Annotated in this window: 22 protein-coding genes; 16 read left to right on the plus strand and 6 right to left on the minus strand. The window is 54.0% G+C overall.

Annotated elements, in window-relative coordinates; translation table 11 throughout:
* Positions 1 to 30 precede the first annotated feature (30 nt).
* Positions 31 to 897: a 4-hydroxybenzoate octaprenyltransferase gene (gene ubiA, locus ACMHLI_RS16955; protein ID WP_413530629.1), complete on the plus strand. Its 867-nt coding sequence runs from the start codon at positions 31 to 33 to the stop codon at positions 895 to 897.
* 86 nt (positions 898 to 983) lie between these two features.
* On the opposite strand, the gene plsB is transcribed toward ubiA, so the two are convergent.
* The gene (plsB, locus tag ACMHLI_RS16960) at positions 984 to 3,464 is read right to left on the minus strand and encodes a glycerol-3-phosphate 1-O-acyltransferase PlsB (protein WP_413530476.1); all 2,481 of its coding nucleotides are present in this window, start codon (positions 3,462 to 3,464) and stop codon (positions 984 to 986) included.
* 140 nt (positions 3,465 to 3,604) lie between these two features.
* Between plsB and ACMHLI_RS16965 the strand changes: the two genes are divergently transcribed.
* The 4 genes from ACMHLI_RS16965 to ACMHLI_RS16980 all read left to right on the plus strand — a co-directional run bounded on the left by ACMHLI_RS16965 (position 3,605) and on the right by ACMHLI_RS16980 (position 6,592).
* Entirely contained in the window at positions 3,605 to 3,973 is a 369-nt protein-coding gene (locus ACMHLI_RS16965) for a diacylglycerol kinase (protein ID WP_112168455.1), read from the plus strand.
* Positions 3,974 to 4,092: 119 nt separating this feature from the next.
* Entirely contained in the window at positions 4,093 to 4,701 is a 609-nt protein-coding gene (lexA, locus tag ACMHLI_RS16970; protein WP_413530477.1) for a transcriptional repressor LexA, read from the plus strand.
* 124 nt (positions 4,702 to 4,825) lie between these two features.
* Positions 4,826 to 6,190: an MATE family efflux transporter DinF gene (dinF, locus tag ACMHLI_RS16975; RefSeq protein WP_413530478.1), complete on the plus strand. Its 1,365-nt coding sequence runs from the start codon at positions 4,826 to 4,828 to the stop codon at positions 6,188 to 6,190.
* Positions 6,191 to 6,382: 192 nt separating this feature from the next.
* A complete protein-coding gene (locus ACMHLI_RS16980; protein WP_056776037.1) occupies positions 6,383 to 6,592 on the plus strand; it encodes a CsbD family protein in 210 nt (69 codons plus the stop codon).
* Between the two features lie 176 nt (positions 6,593 to 6,768).
* Here ACMHLI_RS16980 and zur read toward each other — a convergent pair whose 3' ends face one another.
* Complete coding sequence (gene zur, locus ACMHLI_RS16985) at positions 6,769 to 7,278, minus strand: zinc uptake transcriptional repressor Zur (protein ID WP_112168478.1); 510 nt, start codon at positions 7,276 to 7,278, stop codon at positions 6,769 to 6,771.
* Between the two features lie 237 nt (positions 7,279 to 7,515).
* On the opposite strand from zur, the gene dusA reads away from it, so the two are divergent.
* Positions 7,516 to 8,544 (plus strand): tRNA dihydrouridine(20/20a) synthase DusA, encoded by a 1,029-nt coding sequence (gene dusA / locus ACMHLI_RS16990; protein ID WP_413530479.1) that lies wholly within the window; start codon positions 7,516 to 7,518, stop codon positions 8,542 to 8,544.
* Positions 8,545 to 8,732: 188 nt separating this feature from the next.
* Positions 8,733 to 8,969 carry an envelope stress response protein PspG gene (pspG, locus tag ACMHLI_RS16995; RefSeq protein ID WP_413530480.1) on the plus strand — a complete coding sequence of 79 codons (237 nt, stop codon included), beginning with the start codon at positions 8,733 to 8,735 and terminating at the stop codon, positions 8,967 to 8,969.
* Between the two features lie 395 nt (positions 8,970 to 9,364).
* On the opposite strand, the gene ACMHLI_RS17000 is transcribed toward pspG, so the two are convergent.
* Positions 9,365 to 10,354 carry a quinone oxidoreductase gene (locus ACMHLI_RS17000; RefSeq protein WP_413530481.1) on the minus strand — a complete coding sequence of 330 codons (990 nt, stop codon included), beginning with the start codon at positions 10,352 to 10,354 and terminating at the stop codon, positions 9,365 to 9,367.
* 193 nt (positions 10,355 to 10,547) lie between these two features.
* On the opposite strand from ACMHLI_RS17000, the gene dnaB reads away from it, so the two are divergent.
* Entirely contained in the window at positions 10,548 to 11,954 is a 1,407-nt protein-coding gene (dnaB, locus tag ACMHLI_RS17005) for a replicative DNA helicase (RefSeq protein WP_112168449.1), read from the plus strand.
* A 108-nt stretch (positions 11,955 to 12,062) separates the two neighbouring features.
* Positions 12,063 to 13,142, plus strand: a complete 1,080-nt coding sequence (alr, locus tag ACMHLI_RS17010) for an alanine racemase (protein WP_413530482.1) — start codon at positions 12,063 to 12,065, stop codon at positions 13,140 to 13,142.
* A gap of 5 nt (positions 13,143 to 13,147) precedes the next feature.
* On the opposite strand, the gene ACMHLI_RS17015 is transcribed toward alr, so the two are convergent.
* Complete coding sequence (locus ACMHLI_RS17015) at positions 13,148 to 13,927, minus strand: transporter substrate-binding domain-containing protein (RefSeq protein WP_413530483.1); 780 nt, start codon at positions 13,925 to 13,927, stop codon at positions 13,148 to 13,150.
* Positions 13,928 to 14,208: 281 nt separating this feature from the next.
* Here ACMHLI_RS17015 and ACMHLI_RS17020 point away from each other — a divergent pair, with 281 nt between their 5' ends.
* The 3 genes from ACMHLI_RS17020 to ACMHLI_RS17030 all read left to right on the plus strand — a co-directional run bounded on the left by ACMHLI_RS17020 (position 14,209) and on the right by ACMHLI_RS17030 (position 16,890).
* Entirely contained in the window at positions 14,209 to 14,673 is a 465-nt protein-coding gene (locus ACMHLI_RS17020; protein ID WP_112168446.1) for an Lrp/AsnC family transcriptional regulator, read from the plus strand.
* A 245-nt stretch (positions 14,674 to 14,918) separates the two neighbouring features.
* Positions 14,919 to 15,551, plus strand: a complete 633-nt coding sequence (locus tag ACMHLI_RS17025) for a YitT family protein (protein ID WP_413530484.1) — start codon at positions 14,919 to 14,921, stop codon at positions 15,549 to 15,551.
* Positions 15,552 to 15,696: 145 nt separating this feature from the next.
* Positions 15,697 to 16,890, plus strand: a complete 1,194-nt coding sequence (locus ACMHLI_RS17030) for an aromatic amino acid transaminase (RefSeq protein WP_413530485.1) — start codon at positions 15,697 to 15,699, stop codon at positions 16,888 to 16,890.
* A gap of 65 nt (positions 16,891 to 16,955) precedes the next feature.
* On the opposite strand, the gene ACMHLI_RS17035 is transcribed toward ACMHLI_RS17030, so the two are convergent.
* Together ACMHLI_RS17035 and ACMHLI_RS17040 are read right to left on the minus strand one after the other, a co-directional pair.
* Positions 16,956 to 17,756: a DeoR/GlpR family DNA-binding transcription regulator gene (locus tag ACMHLI_RS17035; RefSeq protein WP_413530486.1), complete on the minus strand. Its 801-nt coding sequence runs from the start codon at positions 17,754 to 17,756 to the stop codon at positions 16,956 to 16,958.
* 35 nt (positions 17,757 to 17,791) lie between these two features.
* Complete coding sequence (locus ACMHLI_RS17040) at positions 17,792 to 18,688, minus strand: sugar kinase (RefSeq protein WP_413530487.1); 897 nt, start codon at positions 18,686 to 18,688, stop codon at positions 17,792 to 17,794.
* A 171-nt stretch (positions 18,689 to 18,859) separates the two neighbouring features.
* On the opposite strand from ACMHLI_RS17040, the gene yihU reads away from it, so the two are divergent.
* The 4 genes from yihU to ACMHLI_RS17060 are packed head-to-tail and all read left to right on the plus strand — an operon-like array spanning position 18,860 to position 23,963.
* Positions 18,860 to 19,756 carry a sulfolactaldehyde 3-reductase gene (yihU, locus tag ACMHLI_RS17045; protein WP_413530488.1) on the plus strand — a complete coding sequence of 299 codons (897 nt, stop codon included), beginning with the start codon at positions 18,860 to 18,862 and terminating at the stop codon, positions 19,754 to 19,756.
* 21 nt (positions 19,757 to 19,777) lie between these two features.
* Entirely contained in the window at positions 19,778 to 20,653 is an 876-nt protein-coding gene (gene yihT / locus ACMHLI_RS17050; RefSeq protein ID WP_413530489.1) for a sulfofructosephosphate aldolase, read from the plus strand.
* 14 nt (positions 20,654 to 20,667) lie between these two features.
* Complete coding sequence (gene yihS, locus ACMHLI_RS17055; protein ID WP_413530490.1) at positions 20,668 to 21,909, plus strand: sulfoquinovose isomerase; 1,242 nt, start codon at positions 20,668 to 20,670, stop codon at positions 21,907 to 21,909.
* 17 nt (positions 21,910 to 21,926) lie between these two features.
* Positions 21,927 to 23,963 (plus strand): alpha-glucosidase, encoded by a 2,037-nt coding sequence (locus tag ACMHLI_RS17060; protein ID WP_413530491.1) that lies wholly within the window; start codon positions 21,927 to 21,929, stop codon positions 23,961 to 23,963.
* Positions 23,964 to 23,998: the final 35 nt, after the last annotated feature.

Consider the following 23,998-nt stretch of genomic DNA (forward strand, 5'->3'; position numbering starts at 1 on the left):
CCACAAGGAGAACAGAGAGTGTCGGGAAGTATGACGCAGGGCACCTGGCGGGATTATTGCCGCCTGATGCGCATTGATAAACCCATCGGCTCGCTGTTGCTGCTTTGGCCGACGCTGTGGGCACTTTGGCTCGCCGGTGGCGGCATGCCTTCTGCAAAAATTTTAGTGGTGTTCGTGCTTGGCGTTTTCTTTATGCGCGCCGCCGGTTGCGTGGTGAATGATTATGCTGACCGCAAAATCGACGGGCACGTTAAGCGCACCGCCAACCGGCCACTGCCGAGTGGGGCGGTCAGCGGTAAACAGGCCAAAATGCTGTTTGCCGGGCTGGTGCTGGTGTCGTTCCTGCTGGTGCTGACCCTCAACCGCATGACGATTTTCCTCTCGCTTGCCGCGCTGGCGCTGGCGTGGATTTACCCGTTCATGAAACGCGTCAGCCATCTGCCGCAGTTTGTATTGGGCGCGGCGTTTGGCTGGGCGATCCCGATGGCTTTCGCAGCCGTCAGTGAAACCGTTCCGCTCAGTTGCTGGTTATTGTTCGTGGCAAATATCTGCTGGACGGTGGCCTACGACACGCAATATGCGATGGTCGATCGCGATGACGATTTAAAGATTGGCGTAAAATCGACGGCCATTTTGTTTGGCCGTTTTGACACGCTGATCATCGGCCTGTTGCAGCTGGCAACGCTGGTTCTGATGGCGATGGTCGGGCATCTTTCCCAGCTTGGCGCGCCGTTCTACTGGTCGCTGTTGCTGGCCGCCGCGCTATTTGCGCACCAGCAAAAACTGATCGCGAAGCGCGAACGTGACGCCTGTTTCCTGGCTTTCCGTCAGAATAACTATGTTGGCCTGGTGTTGTTCCTTGGCATCCTGATGAGTCTGTCGGCGTTCAGTTTCTAATCCCTTCAGACAATGAAAAAACGCCCGGACTTTTTGCAAAGTCCGGGCGTTTTGTTTTCTGCCTTTTAAAGCGCTACTACGGGTGATTAATGATCGGTATCGCGCACATCCATCTTAGGTTCAGCCGGCGGTTCAGTCGGCTGTGGCAGCTCGGAAGGCATACCGGCGCTTTCGATAGTGAGTTTGATGTCTGGCGTCATCAGGTCGCTAAGCATGTTGTAAATCTCGCGCGTTTGTTCCTGAATCGCATCACCGATATCGTTGATATAGCCCTCTGCGCGCAGCGTGCCAACCAGCGTTGAGAATACCGCTTTATCGAAGAACTCAGGGGCATTGATACCGTGCAGCACCGACAGACGCTGCGCCATAATCCGGCTCTCTTTTTCCAGCGCACCGCGGTTGATGCTTGGATTGGTTGTGAGCAAGGAGAAGGTGATCGCGTAGCGTTGCAATGTTTCACGTACACCGGCAGCCAGCAGTTGCAGCGTGCGGATACGTGCCGGGTTCAGCGATAACTCATCATCTTCCAGATGAATAATCTGCTGACGCGCCAGTTCCAGCGTCAGAACATCCAGCACCTGTGGCAGATCGGTTTTATCGAAATGCATGAACAGTTCGGCTTTCAGCATCGGATAAATCAGTTCAACCTGACGCAGCAATTCCTCGCGGGTGACCAGACGGTGGTGCATCACGATGCTTGAAATCAGCGATGGTAACACCAGCATATGATGGATGTTGTTGCGGTAGTACGTCATCAGTACGGCTTGCTCGCGCGGCAGAACGATAATGTCACCGATATTATCTTTTTCGACCTGGAACTTGTTCATGTTCAGCGCGTGATCAAGTAACTGATCGGCGGTCAGATCGGGCACCGTTGAATCAGCATTGTACGGCACATTGCGCAGCAGCTGCAGGTAGCAATCAATCTGCTCAGTCAACTGTTCGCGGGTCAGTGAGCGCTGACGGGACGCCAGCAACGCGGTACAGCACAGGTTCATGGCGTTGGCCGCCGCTGAATTGTTGATGCGCACCATAATCTGCTCAGCCAGATCCTGCACCGTCGGCGTCAGCCAGCTCGGGCGCTGGGCTTCGATAGGGTCGATCGCCTCACGCCACGTTGGCACGTTTTGGTTCAGATAGGTGGTCAGATGCAGAGGTTCACCGAAGTTCACATAGCCCTGACCGAGGTTGCGCAGCTTACGCAGTCCGTTGAGCATTTGAGTCAGGCTCTCTTTCTCTTTGGTCGCGCCGCGTAACTCTTTCGCGTAAGTTCCCACTTCCATCACGTGTTCGTAACCGATGTAAATCGGCACCAGCGTAATAGGGCGGGAACCGCCGCGCAGCATGGCCTGAATCGTCATCGCCAGCGTGCCGGTTTTTGGCTCCAGCAGACGCCCGGTTCGCGAGCGGCCCCCTTCGACAAAGTATTCCACCGAATAACCCCGGCTGAACAGCTCGCCCAGATATTCGCGGAACACGGTCGAGTAAAGTTTATTGCCTTTAAAGGTACGACGGATAAAGAACGCACCCAGACGGCGGAAAATCGGGCCGGCTGGCCAGAAATTCAGATTGATACCGGCTGCAATGTGTGGCGGTACCAACCCCTGATGATAGAGCACGTAAGACAGCAGCAGATAATCCATGTGGCTGCGGTGGCAGGGCACATACACGATTTCCTGCCCGTCCTGCGCTAACTGGCGCACGCGCTCGGCGTTATTCACGTTGATGCCTTTATAAAGGCGGTTCCACGTCCAGCTCAATACGCGGTCGGAAAGGCGCACGGCTTCATAAGAGAAGTTCGCGGCAATCTCTTCCATCAGCGCGATAGCGTTTTGCTGGGCCTTTTCGTGTGAAATCTTTTTGCTGCGCGCTTCATCTTCAATGGCTTTTTCAATGGCTTTCGAGGCCAGCAGCTTATTGAATAAATCCTGACGGGCAGGCAGGCGCGGGCCGACTGCTGCCAAACGCAGGCGAGAGAAGTGCATTCGCGCCACGCGGGCGAGCTTTTGCGCGATGGTTTTATCCGTACCGTGCTCGGTCGCCATGTAGCGCAACGACACCGTATTAGAGAAGCGGACAAAACTGTCGCGGCCTAGCCACAACACGGCGAAGAATTTCTGAATGCCGTTCAGCACGCGCAGATGTGGCGTATCCTGACCTTCACGGCCCGGTGCACGTCCGAACATCACCGAGACGGGCAACATCTGAATGTCTAAATCCGGATTATTACGGTGCAGATCCAGATAGTCGTGGAACAGTTTTACGGATTCCTGCTTCGGCGTGTAATACGAAAACACGCGCGGGCCTTCAGCGATGAACACATGGCTTGGCAGCAGTGTGCCGTCGATATCCAGCGGAATCAGCGGATCGGGCAAATTCTGGGCAAGACACTGCGCACGCAGGGTCAGCAAATCTGCTTTGGAGTTATAAGGTAATACGTACAGGATCGGGCGCGTCGGGTCTAAGTGCAACTCGGTCACCGGATCTGTAGGTATGACTTTGCTCTTTACCAGCAATGAAAGCGGTAAATTCAATAATGTGTAATAAAGTCTACGCCAACCTGACATAAAAACGTGAAGCCTCTTGTTAGCCATTTCGCCGCAAGGATACCAGAAAGCTCAAATGAGATCTGTGGTGATGAGAGACCATTAAACCGCTAAAATGCATCAAACACCCGAAGGACTACCCCTCAAGGATCAGTAACAGAATGGCGAACCAAGTCACTGGATTTACCCGAATTTATAAAGCAGCCGGATATTCATGGAAAGGGCTGAAAGCGGCATGGCAAAATGAAGCGGCTTTCCGTCAGGAAGCCAGTGCGGCTATCCCCTTAATTTTGCTCTCTTTCTGGTTCGATGTGAGCAGCATCGAACGCATCCTGCTAATCGGCTCGGTGGTCCTGGTTTGCGTGGTGGAATTGCTCAACAGCGCCGTGGAATGCGCAATCGACCGCATCGGGCCTGAGTTTCACGTGCTCTCAGGACGTGCCAAAGACATCGGGTCGGCTGCCGTACTGTTGACCATCATATTGGCGATTTTTGTCTGGGTCAGCATCTTTTGGCCGCGATGGTTCTGATTTGGAATCTGTATTCCAGGAATCGCGCTTATGCACTGTTTTTATTCAATCTTAGGTTTTCATTGCCCGTATAGCTGTATATACTCACAGCTAGACTGTATAAACAACCAGGGGGCGGAATGAAAGCTTTAACGACCAGACAACAAGAGGTCTATGACCTGATTCGCGATCATATCTCCACTACGGGTATGCCACCAACCCGCGCGGAGATTGCCGCTCGTCTTGGGTTCCGTTCCCCGAATGCTGCGGAAGAACACCTGAAAGCTCTGGCGCGTAAAGGCGTCATTGAGATTGTCTCCGGGGCTTCGCGCGGTATCCGTCTGCTGATGGAAGAAGAAGAAGGTTTACCGCTCATTGGCCGTGTAGCCGCCGGTGAACCTCTGCTGGCTCAGCAACATATCGAAGGACACTATCAGGTAGACCCCGCGATGTTTAAACCGAGCGCGGATTTCCTGCTGCGTGTCAGCGGTATGTCGATGCGTGATATTGGGATTCTTGATGGTGATCTTCTGGCCGTGCATAAAACGCAGGACGTGCGTAATGGCCAGGTTGTCGTCGCCCGTATCGATGATGAAGTCACGGTAAAACGCCTGAAGAAACAAGGCAACGTGGTGCAGTTACTGCCTGAAAACAGCGAGTTCCAGCCGATTGTGGTGGATCTGCGTGAGCAAAACTTCAGCATTGAAGGCTTAGCGGTAGGTGTTATTCGCAACGGCGACTGGATCTAATCAGCCAACGAAAATGCGATTTCTGCGCTTTCCCCTGAACTAAGTCACACGAATTTCGCATTATCGCCCCTCACGGGGCGATTTCATTTTAGGCATATCCTGAACCTCCGGCATGAGATTCTCTATGCAACATCAATCCCTTCTGCAAAAGCTTCAACACACTTTTCTGAGCCCGACCGATAAAGCCCTCTGGATGCTCGCGCTGCCAATGATCTTTTCTAATATCACTGTGCCTTTGCTGGGACTGGTGGATACGGCAGTGATCGGTCATCTCGACAGCCCGGATTATCTCGGCGGCGTCGCGGTGGGTTCGATGATCACCACCTTCCTGTTCATGATGCTGCTGTTCCTGCGCATGAGTACCACCGGTATGACCGCGCAGGCGCTCGGCGCTAAAGATAAAGTCCTGCTGGCGCGCGCTTTTGTGCAGCCTTTTCTTCTGGCTGTGCTGGCGGGGGTGGTGATTTTATTGTTTCGGCATCCGCTAATGGAAGGGGCTTTTTACATTGTTGGCGGCAGTCAGTCGGTGCTGGAACAGGCGCGGCTGTTTATTGAAATTCGTTGGATTAGCGCGCCTGCTTCTCTGGCAAATCTGGTGATCCTGGGCTGGCTCCTCGGAATTCAATACGTGCGCGGGCCGGTGATTTTACTGATTGCCGGTAACCTGCTTAACATCGTGCTGGATCTGTGGCTGGTGATAGGGCTCGGCTGGAATGTACAGGGCGCAGCGACGGCAACTGCCTGTTCGGAGTATTTCACGCTGTTCATCGGGCTGTATTTTGTCTGGCGTGTGATGAAGCGCTGGGGGATCACTTTCCCGCTGCTGACCTCATCGTGGCGTGGCGACTTGCACCGGTTGCTGAGTCTCAACCGTGACATCATGCTGCGTTCGTTACTACTCCAGCTCTGTTTCGCCTCGCTGACTATTCTCGGGGCGCGGCTCGGCAGCCATATCGTTGCGGTGAATGCCGTTCTGATGAATCTTCTGACCTTTACAGCTTTTGCGCTCGATGGCTTTGCTTACGCGATTGAAGCCCATTCCGGTGAGGCGTTTGGTGCCCGTAACCGTGAAAAACTGCTGAAGGTATGGCGCGCAGCCTGTCGGCAGGCGGGTCTGGTGGCACTGGCGTTTGCGCTGTTGTATGCCCTGACCGGCGAGCAAATTATTAATGCGCTGACGTCTCTGCCAGAGCTGCGCCAGCTGGCTGACAGTTATCTGGGATGGCAGATTGTTCTGCCGCTGGTCGCGGTCTGGTGTTACCTGCTCGATGGTATGTTTATCGGCGCGACCCGCGGGCGGGATATGCGCAACAGCATGGCGATTGCCGCACTCGGGTATGGACTGACGTTGCTGTCATTACCGCTTTTGGGCAACCATGCGCTGTGGCTGGCGCTGACCGTCTTCCTCGGGCTGCGGGGCGTTTCTCTCGGCTGGATATGGCACCGGTACTGGCAGCGAGACGCCTGGTTTTCCTCGTCATCACACTGAATTGGCGACTTTTTTACATGGCAGGATATAGCGGTTAGCCGTTATATCCTGCTTTGGAATAATCCTAATAACGCGTTTTATCCCTTCGTTTGCAGGATAAATCCAAATTCTCTACTAACCTTAAAAGTGTTAAGCCCGAGCTGCAGCGGTAACCCGCAGCTCCATAAACCCTAAGGTAACAGGAGATATTTTATGAATAAGGACCAAGCCGACGGTAACTGGAAGCAGTTTAAAGGCAAAGTAAAAGAAAAATGGGGCAAGCTGACTGACGACGATCTGACCGTAGTGGAAGGTAAACGCGATCAGCTGGTTGGTAAGATTCAGGAGCGTTACGGCTATCAGAAAGATCAGGCCGAAAAAGAGCTCAAGGATTGGGAATCAAGCAACAAATATCACTGGTAAAAACGCGACTCCCCCTCGTGTTTCAGTGACGTATCCTGAGTAGAAGCTGCTCCTACCCGGAACGCTTTCAGGATACGGGTACAAGGATGTACCCACTGTTTTATCTTGAGCACGTCAGCCGTAAAATCCTCCCGACAGTACCGCATCCTCGCTATTCAAATCCCGCGATCTAAAATTTAGCGTTTCTTCACCACGATTGTGTGGTCGTGATCGCAGTGGTCGTGGCTTTCGCATGTCTCAACGACTTTGCATTCGCCGCACAGACCATGCGCTTCTACTACGGAATGACGTAATTCGAACCCAGAATCCAGTGCCAGTTTCGCCAGGCGCTCTTCGATACCGTCAGTGGTTTTTTCCGTCACCAGACCGCAGCGGTCGCAAATAAATAGCGCTGACGTATGGCTGGGCTCTTCAAAATGATGGCACAACACGTAGCTGTTAGCGGATTCCACCCGGTGAATAAACCCTTGTTCCAGCAGGAAATCCAGCGCACGATAGACCGTTGGTGGCTTGGCCTGCGGTTCGCTGACGCGCAGCAAATCCAGTAAGTCATAGGCGCTGATCGCACCGGGCTGTTGCGTCATCAGGCGCAGCACTTCCAGACGCTGCGGCGTAAGGCGAACATTACGCTGCTGGCAAAGCTCTTCAGCTTGTGAAAGGACTTTTTCCGGATTATTCAGGGTCATAAAAACGTTCTCTGAGCGCAGATTGGGATCGATAAGCCACATCATGTGGCCATTGTTGATTTTATCATGCTTCGGCCAAATCGACGAATTATGCGCCGCCGGGCTGTGACATATTCTGCCTCCTAAAACCCGCAGCGGATGCCGAATCTTTGTTCTGTGGTATAATCAGCAACTACCTTCCCTCTGGCCTGTGCGCCGGAGGGAGCGCCACGAACTCCTTCAGCGAATGTCAGGTCGATGTCAGAAACTCAACACGAAATACCCCAAACCCCCCCGTTTTCCGCTCAGCGTTTTTCCGTTGCGCCGATGCTTGACTGGACCGATCGTCACTGTCGCCATTTCCACCGCCTGATGACTGGCCAGACGCTGCTTTACACTGAAATGGTGACCACCGGCGCCATCATTCATGGTAAAGGGGATTATCTCGGCTTTGGTGAGGAAGAGCATCCGGTGTCGCTTCAGCTCGGTGGCAGTAATCCGGCCGATCTGGCGCACTGCGCTAAACTGGCCGAAGCGCGCGGGTATGATGAAATTAACCTCAACGTTGGTTGCCCGTCGGATCGTGTGCAGAACGGCATGTTCGGGGCCTGTCTGATGGGACAGGCGTCGCTGGTAGCGGATTGCATCAAAGCGATGCGCGACGTGGTGTCAATTCCTGTTACCGTCAAAACCCGCATCGGCATCGACGACCAGGACAGCTATGAATTCCTGTGCGATTTCATCCGTCAGGTCTCTGAAAAAGGCGGCTGCGATACGTTTATCATTCATGCGCGCAAAGCGTGGCTTTCCGGTCTGAGCCCAAAAGAAAACCGTGAAATCCCACCGCTGGATTACCCACGCGTGTATCAGCTTAAGCGTGATTTCCCGCATCTGACGATGGCGATTAATGGTGGGATTAAGACGCTGGAAGAAGCCAAAACGCATCTGCAATTTATGGATGGCGTCATGGTGGGCCGCGAAGCTTACCAAAATCCTGGCATGTTATTGAACGTGGATCGCGAACTGTTTGGCTCAGACGCACCGCTGAAAACAGGTCCGGACATTATCCGTGCGCTGTATCCGTACATTGAAGCGGAGCTGAGCAAAGGCACTTATCTTGGTCATATCTCCCGCCATATTCTCGGCCTGTTCCAGGGCGTGCCAGGTGCGCGTCAGTTCCGTCGTCATCTCAGTGAAAATGCGCATAAAGCCGGCGCGGGCATTGATGTGGTCGAGCAGGCTCTGTCGATGGTAAATCAACCTCAGGAAGCGACAGCGCAGGTTTAAGCCGTGAGTAAAATCACTATCTGTTAGTCAAATTCGCTATCTCTTCGCAGGTCATTCATGCCTGCGAATAATTTTATCCTTGATATTCAATGCAATAATTACTGTCTCCGATTGGCACGTTTCTTGTAATGGTAAACAGGTGTTATGACATCGCGTCTTAATGCAATTCGCTTATTAAGGAGCACCCGATGCTGGAAATTCTCTTTGTGCTTGGCTTTTTCTTCATGCTGATGCTGACCGGCGTCTCTCTGCTGGGCATGGCGGCTGCACTGATCGTGGCGTTTGCTCTGATGATGCTGGGCGGATTCTTGGCAATTGTTATCAAAATGTTGCCGTGGTTGGTTCTGGCTGTCATCGCGGTCTGGATTTATCGTGCGTATATCAGGCCGGACGCGCCTAAATACCGTCGCCGCCGTTTACCATGATTTTTGAAGTCAATAAGTGGATTCTATAACATCATGAAATCATGACGGTTAATAACGCACTGCTGTGCACATAAAAATGTAATCGTTACAAAGATAACTTTTACTTATGTGCTCGCGATCACAAGCTGGATCAGAATGTGCGGTCAAAGGTTATAAATCATATTTTTTAACATGGGTGACTGTTAGGATGAGATTCATTCATGGTCAGCAGGCCATAAACTGAATTCATCAAGTCCGTTGAGGCACACAATAGTCGCATAAGTGACACCGCCCTTCGGATTTACCTTGCAGTACCCTACGGCAGTACCCGTCTGAAATCAGAGGTCGTCTGGATCAGACAGTAAGAAAGGCTTCCAGATGGAAGCCTTTTTTGCATTTATCATTCAGCGGACTGATTATTTACCTGGAATCAGCAAACTCGACCCCTGGGTCGCGCGGCTTTCCAGCGTTTCGTGTGCGCGTTTGGCTTCGGACAGCGGGAATTTCTGCGCATCGCTGACGTCTACCTGAATTGCGCCGCTGGCGATCAGCGAGAACAGTTCGCCGCTGGCTTCTTCCAGCTCCTCGCGGTTAGTCACATAGCCATTGAGGGAAGGGCGCGTGACGAACAGTGAGCCTTTCTGATTAAGGATCGCCAGATCCACGCCTTTCACCGGTCCGGACGCATTGCCGAAACTCACCAGTAAACCACGGCGTTTCAGACTGTTCAGCGACTTTTCAAACGTGTCTTTGCCGACGGAATCGTAGACCACGCCGACTTTCTCACCGTTTGTCAGCTCCGCCACGCGGGTAGCGATATCTTCTTTATGATAATTGATCGTCGCCCAGGCACCGGCCTGTTTCGCGCGCTCCGCTTTTTCATCTGAACCGACGGTCCCGATCAGTTTCACGCCCAGCGCTTTCGCCCAGTGGCAGGCAATCAAACCCACGCCACCGGCGGCGGCATGGAATAAAATCGTTTCGCCCGGCTGCACTTTATGGGTCAGACGCAGCAGATAATAGACCGTCAGTCCTTTCAGGAAAGATGCCGCCGCCTGCTCGAAGCTGATTACATCCGGCAGAATGGCGATTTTTTCCTGCGGCACGTTATGGATTTCACTGTAAGCACCCAGGGCTGACTGGGCATACACCACGCGGTCGCCCGGTTTGATGCCGGTGACGGCGCTGCCCACTTTGATAACCACGCCTGCCGCTTCGGTGCCTAAACCGGCGGGGAAGCTGGCGGGCGGATACAGGCCGCTGCGCACATAGGTATCAATGTAATTGATGCCGATGGCTTTGTTTTCGACCTGAACTTCACCGGCCTGCGGATCTTGTGGCTGATAATCAACATATTGCAGAACGTCAGGTGTACCTGTTTCAGAAAACTGGATGCGCTTGGCCATGCTTTTCCCTCGTGATGGAGTCTGTTTTCCACCCTAGGCTAAATGCCCGCGACAATCCAGATTTTAGGCACAGCCGGTTAATACCCTTTTGAAATGAGACATGACAACCTATACTAACGCGCTAGTCTGGCTTTGGTTTTTTAGAAGCCCGACGCTCACAAAACAGGCGCTTAGAGCAGGAAGTAATCCACCGATGGCAGCAAAAAAACCAACCTTTCAACAGAACGAAACCCGCGATCGCCAGATGGAAGGCCTTAAGCTTCCGCCGCATTCGCTGGAAGCAGAGCAATCCGTTCTGGGCGGGCTGATGCTGGACAACGAACGCTGGGATAACGTCGCCGAGCGCGTGGTCAGCAATGACTTCTTCAGCCGGCCACACCGCCTGATTTTCACCGAAATGCAGCGCTTGCTGGAAATGAGCAAACCGATCGACCTGATTACGTTGTCTGAATCTCTGGAACAGAAAGGGGATTTGGATTCGGTCGGTGGTTTCGCCTATCTGGCAGAACTCTCGAAAAACACACCAAGTGCGGCGAACATCGGTGCTTATGCCGACATCGTGCGCGAACGCGCCGTGGTGCGTGAAATGATTTCCGTCGCCAATGAAATTGCCGATGCCGGATATGATCCGCAGGGCCGCAGCAGCGAAGACCTGCTGGATTTGGCCGAATCCCGCGTATTCCAGATTGCCGAAAGCCGCGCCAGTAAAGACGAAGGCCCGAAAAGCATCGACCGCATTTTGGAAAGCACAGTTTCCCGTATCGAAGAGCTGTTCCAGCGCCCGCACGACGGCGTGACGGGCGTCTCGACCGGCTATGCCGATCTGGATAAGAAAACCGCGGGTCTGCAAAAATCCGATTTAATCATCGTGGCGGCGCGTCCGTCGATGGGTAAAACGACGTTTGCGATGAACCTCGCCGAAAATGCCGCGATGATGCAGGACAAACCGGTCTTAATCTTCAGTCTCGAGATGCCCGGTGACCAGATCATGATGCGTATGCTAGCGTCGCTTTCCCGCGTCGACCAGACCAAAATCCGTACCGGCCAGCTTGATGATGAGGACTGGGCGCGTATTTCCAGCACCATGGGGATTTTGCTCGAAAAACGGAACATGTATATCGATGACTCTTCGGGCCTGACGCCGACGGAGGTCCGTTCGCGCGCGCGCCGTATCTTCCGTGAGCACGGCGGCCTGAGCCTCATCATGATCGACTATCTCCAGCTGATGCGCGTTCCGGCGCTGTCTGACAACCGTACGCTGGAAATCGCCGAAATCTCCCGCTCGCTGAAAGCGCTGGCGAAAGAATTGCAGGTGCCGGTGGTGGCGCTGTCGCAGCTTAACCGAAGCCTGGAGCAACGTGCGGATAAACGCCCGGTCAACTCCGACTTACGTGAATCCGGCTCCATTGAGCAGGACGCCGACTTGATCATGTTTATCTATCGTGACGAGGTTTATCACGATAACAGTGAAGAAAAAGGCATCGCGCAAATCATCCTCGGTAAGCAGCGTAACGGCCCGATCGGTACGGTAAGACTGACCTTCAACGGCCAGTTTTCGCGTTTCGATAACTATGGCGGCCCGCAATACGACGAAGATTAACCTCCCGGTTTTTGACGTTATCCCTCCCCTTCCAGAAGGGGAGGCCAGGTGGGGTTGTGTTCTCAACCCCGCTATCAGAAACTCTTAATTTCATTCCAAGGACTAAAAATGAAAGCGGCTACGGCTGTCATTGATCGCCGCGCTCTGCGACACAATCTGCAACGGGTACGTCATCTGGCGCCACAAAGTCGTCTGGTTGCGGTAGTGAAAGCAAACGCTTATGGGCACGGTTTGTTGGAAACAGTGCACAGCCTGCAAGACGCTGATTTTTACGGCGTCTCCCGGCTCAGCGAGGCATTATCGCTGCGCAAGGCCGGGATCGTTAAACCGGTTCTCCTGCTTGAAGGCTTCTTCTCCGCCAGCGAATTACCGCTGCTGGTGGAACATCAGCTGCATACCGCCGTCCACAGTGTTGAACAACTCGAGGCGCTGGAAAATGCGCAACTGGCACGGCCGCTGAACGTCTGGTTAAAAATCGATACCGGTATGCACCGTCTGGGCGTTCAGCCCGCACAGGCTGACGCATTTTATCAGCGTCTGAGCGCCTGCCCGAGCGTGGTTCAGCCGGTCAATATGATGAGCCATTTCTGCCGCGCCGATGAACCTCAAAGCGATGCGACGCCAAAACAGATGCGTTGTTTCCATGAGGTATCCGAAGGCAAAGCGGGGCTGAAATCTATTGCTGCCTCCGGTGGCATCCTGCTGTGGCCGGAATCGCATCTGGATCTGGTACGCCCCGGCATCGTTCTCTACGGTGTGTCGCCCTTGGAGACCGGTGACGCCAGTGATTTTGGTCTGCAACCGGTAATGACGCTCACATCCAGCCTGATTGCCGTGCGCGAACACGCTGCCGGTGAGCCGGTGGGTTACGGCAGCACCTGGACCAGCGAGCGCGATACGCGCCTCGGCGTGGTGGCAATGGGCTATGGCGACGGTTATCCGCGCAGTGCGCCGAACGGCACGCCGGTGCTGGTGAATGGCCGCATTGTGCCGATCGCCGGGCGGGTATCGATGGACATGATCACCGTTGATTTAGGGCCGGAGGCGACAGATAACGTCGGTGATGAGGTGATTTTCTGGGGCAAGGAGTTGCCGGCAGAGCGCGTTGCTGCAGCTACCGGCATCAGTGCTTACGAGCTGATTACGCAGTTAAGCGAGCGTGTCAGCCGTGACTATATTGGCGACTGACCGCCTTACTTCTTCACCGCCAGCCATTTACTGACCACCTGCTGATACTCACCGGTGGCTTTACTCAGATGAAGCCACTGGTCGACATACATTTTCCAGCTCAGATCATCACGCGGCAGCATGTAGGCTTTCTCGCCATATTGCAGCGGCTTCTTCGGGTTCACTGCGCACAGTTTCGGATAGCGTTTCTGTTGATACAGCGCTTCGGACGCATCGGTAATCATCACGTCCGCTTCCTTATCCGCCAGCTTCTGGAAGATGGTCACGTTGTCGCTCAACGTCAGCGTGCCTTTTGGCAGATGGCTGTGAACGAAGGCCTCATTGGTGCCGCCCGCCGGTTCGATCAGGCGCACTGTCGGTTTATTCAGCTGTTCAACGGTCTGGTATTTACGCACGTCTTCGCAGCGCACCAGCGGGATTTTGCCATCCTGATCCAGTACGTTGGCGAACCAGGCTTTTTGCTGGCGTTTGAGCGTGACCGAAATCCCTCCCATCGCGATATCACAATGCCCGGCCGACATCTCATCCATCAGCGATTTCCACGTCACCGGCACCCAGTTGACCTTCACGTCCAGACTTGCCGCCAGCGACTCAGCCATCGCAATATCAATGCCCTCGTACTGGCCTGGCGCTTTCAAAAAAGTATAAGGTTTATAGTCGCCGGTGGTGCAGACATTCAGAGAACCTTTCTGAATAACCCGCTCCAGACGTGAGGATGTGGCGTCTGCCAGAGCCAGCGTGGGGAACAGGGTAAGCAGGGCGAGAGAGGTGAGGATCTTTTTCATTATTCTTTCCTTGCGGTGAAATCATTTTGTTTTTGCTATTAATCTGCGCAAGTATAAGAAAAAAAAGCCGATAAGTATTTAGTCCTTATATACCCGCCATACTTCAGACTGCAGGTGCGTTGGCTGCGCTCAATCACCCGAATCACTTACTCATGTAAGCTCATCGTGATTCATTCGCTTACCGCCTTCCTGCAACCCGAATTATTCAGGGTATGAAGTAGGAATAGTCCTTGCAGTGTGAAATAACGATAAACAAAAATTAAAACGACAGGAAAAGCACCATGTACAGCATCGATGATTACGACCTGAAGATTTTGACGTTATTACAAGCCAACGGAAGACTGACCAATCAGGAGCTTAGTGAGCTGGTTGGGTTATCCGCATCACAATGCTCCCGCCGTCGTATCGGGCTGGAACAGGCGCAGTTGATCCTCGGTTATCACGCCCGACTGGCGCCTGAAGCGGTCGGCCTGGGGATGATTGGCCTGATTGAAGTTAGATTAATCAATCATTTGCCTGCGCAAGTGGATTCCTTCCACAGCATGCTCGGTGAAGTGGACGCCATTATTGATGCCTATAAAACTACCGGTGACGCCGATTATTTATTAAAAGTCGCGGTGAAGGATTTAGCGGGTTTAAGCACATTGATCAGCCAAATCCTTTCAGTGCATAAAAGTGTGGCACATGTAAAAACGTCGGTTGTGCTTAACCGGTTAAAGGAAAACGGCTTATTAACGGTTGCCTGATTTTTAATGGCCGTTATTTTTAATGCACTATTATGGTGACTCTTTTTGGAGCGATACCCCTATTGTGGTGCATAAACATCAATTAAAATGCGTGATTTGTGCATGTAAAGAATAATTAACGCTACTAAAAATCTTATTTTCGATTTTTAATGCAAATTCCGTGCGTCGATATTGCCTTGAATTCACATCTCAGGAATTATCACTAAAACTCTTTTGGTGGTTATTTTTCGGGGAAATGGGAATTTATGGCAAGTGTAGATAATTTTGATAAGCCGGTGGAACAACCGCGTACCGCGCACACGGTGCTGGAAGACGTGCTGGCGATTGTGATTGGTACGTTGATGGTCTCTTTTGGCGTGGTAATGCTGCGCCAGGTTGGTGCGCTCACCGGCGGCACGGCCGGCATGGCGTTTCTGGCGCATTATCTGACGCAGGTCTCCTTCGGCACGGCCTTCTTTATCATCAACTTACCCTTCTATTATCTTTCTATACGCCGCATGGGCTGGCAGTTCACGTTGAAAACCTTCAGCGCCGTGGCGCTGGTGTCGGTGTTTTCCGATCTGCATCCGCTGTTCGTTCACTTCGACCATCTCCAGCCGTTTTACGCCACATTATTCGGCAACGTTATTATGGGCATTGGCTTCATCGTCCTCTTTCGTCACAAGGCCAGCCTCGGCGGCGTGAATATTCTGGCGCTGTTTCTGCAAGATAAATACGGCATCCGTGCGGGCAAATTGCAGATGGGCGTGGACTGCTGCATCGTGCTGGCGTCGTTGTTCGTGGTCAGCTTTGAAATGCTTATCGCCTCTATTTTGGGCGCGGTGATTGTGAATCTGATTATCGCGATGAATCATCGTCCGGGGCGTTACAGCGTCTGACGCAACGACCGCGCGGCTGCCCGAAAAATGACAACATAGTTCTCATCTTTTTTAACGAACTTTGATAGTCTGTGAAACAGTGTCGATCCACCGCTCGGGCGTTGCGATCGCCGCGCCACTTAACCCTACCAAGGAGATGTATACCGTGTTCCAACATGTCGATGCCTATGCCGGTGACCCGATTTTGTCGCTGATGGAAAGCTTTAAAACCGATCCAAGACAAGACAAAGTGAACCTGAGCATCGGTCTGTATTACGACGAGCAGGGTATTATTCCGCAACTGGCGGCAGTAGAAAGTGCAGAGAACCAGCTGAACGCCGAGCCACAGGCCGCGTCAGTGTACCTGCCAATGGAAGGGCTGACCGCTTACCGTGCTGGCATTCAGGAACTGTTATTTGGCGCTGAACATCCGGCCCTCAAACAGCAGCGTATCGCCACCATTCAGACCGTCGGAGGTTCCGGCGCACTGAAAGTGGGCGCAGACTTCCTGAAGTTTTACTTTCCAGATTCAGACGTTTATGTGAGCGACCCGACCTGGGAAAACCACGTGGCTATCTTCGGTGGTGCGGGCTTTAAAGTTCACACGTATCCGTACTACGACCCAGAAACACTGGGCGTGAACTTCACAGCGATGATTGAGCGCCTGAAAACGCTGCCGGCGCAAAGCATTGTGCTGCTGCACCCGTGCTGTCACAACCCGACCGGTTCTGACCTGACGCCAGCGCAGTGGGATCAGGTGATCGAAGTGACCAAACAGCGCGAGCTGATCCCGTTCCTCGACATCGCCTATCAGGGCTTTGGCGCAGGCATTGAGGAAGACGCCTACGCAATTCGCGCGATGGCATCTGCCGGCGTGAACTGCTTTGTCAGCAACTCGTTCTCGAAAATTTTCTCCCTGTACGGCGAGCGCGTCGGCGGATTATCCGTAGTGTGTGAAGACAGCGAGGCCGCAGGCCGCGTGCTGGGTCAGCTGAAAGCGACCGTGCGCCGCAACTACTCCAGCCCGCCGAATTTCGGCGCGAAAGTGGTAGCCAAAGTCCTGAGCGACAGCGCGCTGAACGCCCAATGGAAAGCTGAAGTTGAGAAGATGCGCACCCGTATTCTGGAAATGCGCCACACGCTGGTCGATACCTTGAAAACGGCCTTGCCGGGCCGTAACTTTGACTACCTGCTGCAACAGCGCGGGATGTTCAGCTACACCGGTTTCAGCGAAGCACAGGTCATACGTCTGCGTGAAGAGTTCGGCGTTTATCTGATTGCCAGCGGCCGAGTTTGCATGGCGGGTCTGAATCACCACAACGTTAAACAGGTGGCTGAAGCCTTCGCCCGAGTGCAGTAGAATCTGCTAAAAATACTTCCCAAGGGCCGTCAGCAATGTCGGCCCTTTTTGTTTTGCATTGGAAATCAGACTGCCGCAGATTTCTCCGACGTACTGACTTTGATGATTTCGATCTGCTGCGCTTTGAGCAGTTTTTGCAGGGCTGCGCCGGGTAGTTCATCGGTGAAGAGAGCCGTTGTTTGTGACACGTTACCGATCTCAACGGCCGCCGAAGCGTGATATTTGGTGTGATCAGCGGCCAGCAGAATGTGGCGTGAGTGCGCCATCATCATTTTCACTACGCTGGCTTCATTCACATCGAACTCCATCAGCGCGCCATCACTTTCAATGGCACCGACGCTGGTCACCAGATAATCGGCGCGAAAGCCCGCAATAAACGCCGTGGCCGATGCGCCAATAATACCGCCGTTGTGCGGACGCAGTGTGCCGCCCGGCACCATCACCTCAAAGCGTGGATTTTTATACAAAATATGTGCGACACGCAGACAGTTAGTGATGATGCGTAAATGGCTGTGGTTGAGCAGGGCATGCGCCACCTGCTCGACGGTGGTGCCGATGGTGATGAACACCGTGGAGCCGTCGGGAATGTAATCGGCAATCGCTTCGGCAATAGCTTTCTTCTCTTCCGTCCAGGAAATCTCCCGCTGTTCAAACGCTGTATTCACCACACTTGACGCCCGGCCCGCCCCGCCGTGATGGCGGGTCACTAATCCCTGTTCACTGAGTTTGCGGATATCGCGGCGCACGGTTTGCGTCGAGACCTCCAGCAACTCTGCCAGCTCTTCGATATTCATATAACCGCGTGCGGCAATTAGCTGTAAAAGCTGATCGTGGCGCGGGTTACCGGTCAGTTCAGTAAGACTCATAGCCGTACCCCTAAAATGAGCGTCTGAGTCGTATTCTATACAGAAAGTGACAAAAAAGACCGGGTTTGATCACAGTCGGGGATCCCGGCGCGTCCGCCCGGTCGGGTACATTTCAGCGCTGCCACGCCACTGGCAAAGTACGCCGCCTCTGCAGATGATTCTCCCTGTGCCAGAGCCATCGCTAATGCGCCGTGGAAAACATCGCCTGCACCGGTCGTGTCCACCACGTTCACGCGAAAGGCGGGCTGATGGTGCAGGATGCCGTTTTCCAGCCAGTCACAACCGTGCGCACCCTGCGTGACGTAAACCTGTCCATTCGTGAGCGTTTGTGCGAATTGCAGGCCGTCAAGGGCATCTTTAACACCTGATAACCGTCGCAAACCCGGCGCGGAAAAAGCGGCGTGATCGCTCAGCGCCACCAGTTCAGAAATGTCCTGCGGCGTGACGTCGGCGTCCAGCACGGTCATCACTCCGGCCTCGCGCGCCAACCTAAACGCCTGCTGCGTGCCGTTGTGCCAGCGCACATCCGCCAGCACCACATCCCACTGCGAAAAGTCGATCTCGTTGAGCCAGTCGCCGGTGGCCGGCAGATCGGGGCTGGGGTAATTGATAATCATGCGTTCACCCTGTGCATCCACCAGCACGGCAGATTGGGAGGAGTGCGCCTGTTTAACACGCATCACAAAACGGGTGTTTACTCCCAGGGATCCCAGCTCCGCGAGCAGCCGGTGGCCGGTATCGTCATCGCCCACGCGCCCGATAAAGTCCACTTGCGCACCCAGTTTTGCGGCAGCCACCGCCGCTGTCGCCGCCGGGCCACCGCCGATTTCTGAATACTTCTGAGCGACATATTTTCCTCCTTCCGACGGCAACGTTTCGACGTTGTAGATGCGATCCAACACGGCAATTCCGACACAAACAATACGAATCATGGCTATTCCTTAAGCGTTTTTGATGGGTTTATTTTAATTAAGCCAATTGTTAAAAAAGTGATGGCTGTCAATTTTTTGACTTGAAATTACAAATACGATCAAAAAACGACAAATAAACACATCATAAGTAATCAAAAAATGACACTGAGTGTCGTCGCAAAGGAGAAGTCCATGGCAAACGTTGCATTTATCGGTCTGGGGCAGATGGGCGCCCCGATGGCCTGCAATCTGATCAAGCAGGGGCACGCACTACGGGTTTTCGATATCAATCCGCAGGTTACAGAAAAGTTGGTCCGGCAGGGCGCAACCGGCTGCAACAGTGCAGCGGAAGCTGCAAAAGACGCAGAATTCGTGATCACCATGCTGCCTGACGGCGATCTGGTGCGCGAGGCCTTATTTGCTCCGGGCGGTGTTTGCGAAACCTTATCCCCGGCGGCGCTGGTGATCGATATGTCGACCATTCACCCGCTGCAAACCGACAGGCTGATCGCTCAGATGCGGGAAAAAGGTTTTAGCATGATGGATGTGCCGGTGGGGCGAACTTCCGATCACGCCATTGCGGGTACGTTGCTGCTGCTGGCGGGAGGTACGCAAGAACAGGTGGAACGCGCGACGCCGGTGCTGATGGCGATGGGAGCAGAGCTTATCAATGCCGGCGGGCCGGGCCGGGGGATCCGCGTCAAGCTCATCAATAACTACATGAGCATTGCACTCAATGCGTTATCGGCGGAGGCGGCGGTGCTGTGTGAAGCACTGGATCTCTCTTTCGATGTTGCCCTTAAGGTCATGAGCGGCACGCCCGCAGGGAGAGGCCACTTCACGACGACGTGGCCGAACAAAATCCTGAAAGGCGATCTTTCTCCGGCTTTCATGATCGATCTTGCGCATAAAGATCTGGGGATTGCCCTCGACGTCGCCAATCAGCTTCATGTCCCGATGCCGCTCGGCGCGGCCTCCCGCGAAGTGTACAACCAGGCCCGCGCCGCAGGACGTGGCCGTCAGGACTGGACCGCCATTCTTGAACAGGTGCGTGCCAGCGCCGGATTACCTGAAAAATCAAACCAGTAACATTCAACAAAGGACAAATGAATGAATAATTACACCCTCAGAGACATTACCCGACCTTCCGGCGGATTTGCCATGCTGGCTGTTGATCAGCGTGAAGCAATGCGTTCGATGTTCGTGGCGGCGGGCGCAAAGGCGCCGGTGGCCGATCAGGTGCTGACAGATTTCAAAGTGAATGCGGCCAAAATTTTATCGCCTTACGCCTCCGCCATTCTGGTCGATCAGCAGTTCTGCTACCGGCAGGTCGTTGAGCAGCAGGCAGTTGCCAAAACCTGTTCCATGATTGTCGCGGCTGATGCGTTTATTCCCGGTAACGGTATTCCGGTGGACAGCGTGGTGATCGACAAAAATGTGGACGCACAGGCCGTCCGCGAAAACGGCGGAAAAGCGCTGAAACTGCTGGTGTTATGGCGCAGTGATGAAGATGCGCAGCAACGTCTGGCAATGGTGAAAGAATTCAATCAGCTGTGCCATGCGCACGGCCTGCTGAGCATTATTGAGCCGGTTGTCCGTCCGCCGCGCTGTGGAGATAAGTTTGACCGCGAACAGGCGATTATTGACGCCGCGAAGGAGCTGGGTGACAGCGGTGCCGATCTCTACAAGGTAGAAATGCCGCTGCACGGTAAAGGCACGCAGCCGGAGCTGCTGGCGGCCTCCCAACGGCTGAATGCACACATCAGCATGCCGTGGGTGATCCTCTCTTCCGGTGTCGATGACAAGCTGTTCCCGCGTGCAGTTAGCGTGGCGATGACGGCGGGTGCTTCAGGTTTTCTCGCCGGTCGCGCCGTGTGGTCATCGGTCGTGGGAATGCCTGATACCGAACTCATGCTGCGCGACGTCTCTGCGCCGAAGTTGCAGCGCCTGGGTGAAATTGTCGATGAAATGATGGCCCGCCGCTAACCGAGGACTGCGTGATGAAATGGTTTAACACGATGAGCCACAATCGCTGGCTGGAGCAGGAAACCGACCGGATTTTTGATTTCGGCAAAAAAGCGGCCGTCCCGACGGGTTTTGGCTGGCTGGGAAATAATGGTCAGGTCAGGGCAGACATGGGCACGCATCTTTGGATCACCGCCCGCATGTTGCACGTCTATTCGGTGGCCGCATCGATGGGGCGACCGGGCGCATATCAGCTGGTCGATCACGGGATCAAAACTCTCAACGGCGCGCTGGCCGATAAAGAACACGGTGGCTGGTATGCCTGTGTGAACGAGGAAAGCGTGGTGGACGCTTCTAAGCAGGGTTATCAGCATTTCTTCGTGCTGCTGGGCGCGGCCAGCGCCGTCACCACCGGCCATCCTGAGGCCAGGAAGTTACTCGATGAGACCATTAAGGTCATCGAAAAATACTTCTGGAGCGAAAGCGAGCAGATGTGTCTGGAGTCGTGGGACGAGACTTTCAGCCAGACGGAAGACTACCGTGGCGGCAATGCCAACATGCACGCCGTAGAAGCATTCCTGATTGTTTATGACGTCACGCATGAGCGCAAATGGCTCGACCGTGCGCTGAGCATTGCGTCAGTGATTATTCACGATGTTGCCCGCAAAGGGGAATACCGTGTTAACGAGCATTTCGATGCACAGTGGAACCCGATCCGCGATTACAACCAAGATAATCCCGCACATCGCTTCCGAGCTTATGGCGGCACGCCCGGCCACTGGATTGAATGGGGACGCCTGATGCTGCATCTTCATGCCGCGCTCGAAGCCCGCATCGAAACACCCCCGGCGTGGTTGCTGCAAGATGCTAAAGGGCTGTTCCACGCCACCATCCGCGATGCCTGGGCGCCGGACGGCGCAGACGGTTTTGTCTATTCGGTCGGCTGGGATGGCAAACCTATCGTACGCGAACGGGTGCGCTGGCCGATCGTTGAAGCGATGGGCACGGCTTACGCGCTTTATACGGTCACCGGCGATGCGCAATACGAAAGCTGGTATCAGAAATGGTGGGACTACTGCATCACCTATCTGATGGACTATGAAAATGGTTCCTGGTGGCAGGAGCTGGATACCAATAATAAGGTCACCACCAAAGTCTGGGATGGCAAACAGGATATTTATCATCTTCTGCACTGTCTGGTTATTCCGCGTCTGCCGCTGGCACCGGGTCTGGCACCCGCCGTGGCTGCTGGCCTGCTGGACATTAATGCCCGATAAAAATAACGGAGATCGACATGAGTACCCTACAAACGACGATTCCTCATCTTGAATTAATTGCCGGAAATAATGAATTTTCCCTGATCTATAAACATCGCACGATCCTGCGTCATACGGCAGAAATGCCCTGTCTATGGATTGGCGGTGGCGAAGCCGACATAGAAATGTTTCGCGGCAACTTCAGTATTAAAGACCGCCTCAACGAGAAAATCGCCCTGCGTGACGTCGCGGTGACCGCGCAATCTGACGGCTGGACGCTACGTTTCAGCCGGGGAGATATTCTCAGCGCAACGCTTCGCGTCACTTGTGATGAAAATGACCGCTTACAGGTTCAGCTGCAAAATGCGGATCAGGCGCATAACCGCATCTGGCTGCGACTGGCGGCACAGGTGGAAGATCATATTTACGGCTGTGGTGAACAGTTCTCTTATTTTGATTTGCGTGGAAAACCGTTCCCGCTGTGGACCAGTGAGCAGGGCGTTGGCCGCAACAAGCAGACTTACGTCACGTGGCAGGCGGACTGCAAAGAGAACGCTGGCGGCGACTATTACTGGACCTTCTTCCCGCAGCCCACGTTCGTCAGCACACAAAAATACTACTGCCACGTCGATAACAGCTGTTACATGAATTTCGATTTCAGCGCGCCGGATTACCACGAACTGGCATTTTGGGAAGACAACGCCACCCTGAGTTTTGAATGTGCGGACAACTACATCAGCCTGCTGGAAAAACTCACCGCGCTGCTGGGTCGCCAGCCGGAATTACCCGACTGGGTATACGACGGTGTGACGCTGGGCATTCAGGGCGGGACGGAAGTCTGCCAGAAAAAACTCGACGCCATGCGCGACGGCGGGGTGAAAGTCAACGGGATCTGGGCGCAGGACTGGTCAGGGATCCGCATGACGTCCTTTGGCAAACGTGTGATGTGGAACTGGGAATGGAGCCGCGATCTCTACCCGCAGCTCGATACCCGCATTGCGCAGTGGAAAACACAGGGCGTGCAGTTTCTTTCTTACATCAATCCCTACGTTGCCAACGATCGTGAGCTGTGCGCAGAAGCGTCGGCGCGCGGATATCTGACCAAAGATGCCCGTGGCGGTGACTATCATGTCGAGTTCGGGGAATTCTACGCAGGCGTGGTGGATCTCACGAATCCCGAAGCCTACGACTGGTTTAAGAACGTCATCAAAAAGAATCTGATTGAGTTGGGTTGCAGCGGCTGGATGGCAGATTTTGGCGAATATCTGCCCACTGATACGTTCCTGCACAACGGCGTCAGCGCCGAAATCATGCATAACGCGTGGCCTGCCTTGTGGGCAAAGTGCAACTACGAGGCGCTGGAGGAAACCGGCAAGCTCGGCGAGATCCTGTTCTTTATGCGCGCCGGGTATACCCACAGCCAGAAATACTCGTTGATGATGTGGGCGGGGGATCAGAACGTCGACTGGAGTCTGGACGACGGGCTGGCATCGGTGGTGCCCGCCGCGCTGTCGCTGGCGATGAGCGGACACGGATTACATCACAGCGATATCGGCGGTTATACCACCCTGTTTGAGATGAAACGCAGCAAAGAGTTGTTGCTGCGCTGGTGCGATTTCAGCGCCTTCACGCCGATGATGCGCACTCACGAAGGTAACCGTCCGGGGGATAACTGGCAATTTGACGGCGACGGCGAAACCATTGCGCATTTCGCCCGCATGACTGAGATCTTTACTCGCATGAAGCCCTACATCAAACAGGCTGTGGCGCAAAACACCCGCAGCGGTTTGCCGGTAATGCGCCCGCTGTTCCTGCATTACGAAGACGATGCCCGTACCTACTCGCTGAAATACCAGTATCTGTTTGGCCGCGATCTGCTGGTTGCACCGGTGTTTGAGGAAGGGCGTCGCGACTGGACGCTGTACCTGCCGCAGGACACCTGGATCAACCTGTGGACGGGTGAAACCTGTGGCGGTGGGGAGATTACGGTGGATGCCCCGCTGGGGAAACCGCCGGTATTTTATCGCGCCGACAGCGAGTGGGCTGCGCTGTTCAGTTCATTCCGTCACATCTGATAAGACTCATCCGCCGGTACGGGTGAGCTAACGCA

This window comes from Rahnella inusitata (genome assembly GCF_965118895.1).
Lineage (GTDB): Bacteria > Pseudomonadota > Gammaproteobacteria > Enterobacterales > Enterobacteriaceae > Rahnella > Rahnella inusitata_A.

Coding starts and splice junctions, on each gene's coding strand:
- ubiA (WP_413530629.1), top strand. CDS start 31: ATGACGCAGGGCACCTGGCGGGATTATTGCCGCCTGATGCGCATTGAT.
- plsB (WP_413530476.1), bottom strand. CDS start 3,464: ATGTCAGGTTGGCGTAGACTTTATTACACATTATTGAATTTACCGCTT.
- ACMHLI_RS16965 (WP_112168455.1), top strand. CDS start 3,605: ATGGCGAACCAAGTCACTGGATTTACCCGAATTTATAAAGCAGCCGGA.
- lexA (WP_413530477.1), top strand. CDS start 4,093: ATGAAAGCTTTAACGACCAGACAACAAGAGGTCTATGACCTGATTCGC.
- dinF (WP_413530478.1), top strand. CDS start 4,826: ATGCAACATCAATCCCTTCTGCAAAAGCTTCAACACACTTTTCTGAGC.
- ACMHLI_RS16980 (WP_056776037.1), top strand. CDS start 6,383: ATGAATAAGGACCAAGCCGACGGTAACTGGAAGCAGTTTAAAGGCAAA.
- zur (WP_112168478.1), bottom strand. CDS start 7,278: ATGACCCTGAATAATCCGGAAAAAGTCCTTTCACAAGCTGAAGAGCTT.
- dusA (WP_413530479.1), top strand. CDS start 7,516: ATGTCAGAAACTCAACACGAAATACCCCAAACCCCCCCGTTTTCCGCT.
- pspG (WP_413530480.1), top strand. CDS start 8,733: ATGCTGGAAATTCTCTTTGTGCTTGGCTTTTTCTTCATGCTGATGCTG.
- ACMHLI_RS17000 (WP_413530481.1), bottom strand. CDS start 10,354: ATGGCCAAGCGCATCCAGTTTTCTGAAACAGGTACACCTGACGTTCTG.
- dnaB (WP_112168449.1), top strand. CDS start 10,548: ATGGCAGCAAAAAAACCAACCTTTCAACAGAACGAAACCCGCGATCGC.
- alr (WP_413530482.1), top strand. CDS start 12,063: ATGAAAGCGGCTACGGCTGTCATTGATCGCCGCGCTCTGCGACACAAT.
- ACMHLI_RS17015 (WP_413530483.1), bottom strand. CDS start 13,927: ATGAAAAAGATCCTCACCTCTCTCGCCCTGCTTACCCTGTTCCCCACG.
- ACMHLI_RS17020 (WP_112168446.1), top strand. CDS start 14,209: ATGTACAGCATCGATGATTACGACCTGAAGATTTTGACGTTATTACAA.
- ACMHLI_RS17025 (WP_413530484.1), top strand. CDS start 14,919: ATGGCAAGTGTAGATAATTTTGATAAGCCGGTGGAACAACCGCGTACC.
- ACMHLI_RS17035 (WP_413530486.1), bottom strand. CDS start 17,756: ATGAGTCTTACTGAACTGACCGGTAACCCGCGCCACGATCAGCTTTTA.
- ACMHLI_RS17040 (WP_413530487.1), bottom strand. CDS start 18,688: ATGATTCGTATTGTTTGTGTCGGAATTGCCGTGTTGGATCGCATCTAC.
- yihU (WP_413530488.1), top strand. CDS start 18,860: ATGGCAAACGTTGCATTTATCGGTCTGGGGCAGATGGGCGCCCCGATG.
- yihT (WP_413530489.1), top strand. CDS start 19,778: ATGAATAATTACACCCTCAGAGACATTACCCGACCTTCCGGCGGATTT.
- yihS (WP_413530490.1), top strand. CDS start 20,668: ATGAAATGGTTTAACACGATGAGCCACAATCGCTGGCTGGAGCAGGAA.
- ACMHLI_RS17060 (WP_413530491.1), top strand. CDS start 21,927: ATGAGTACCCTACAAACGACGATTCCTCATCTTGAATTAATTGCCGGA.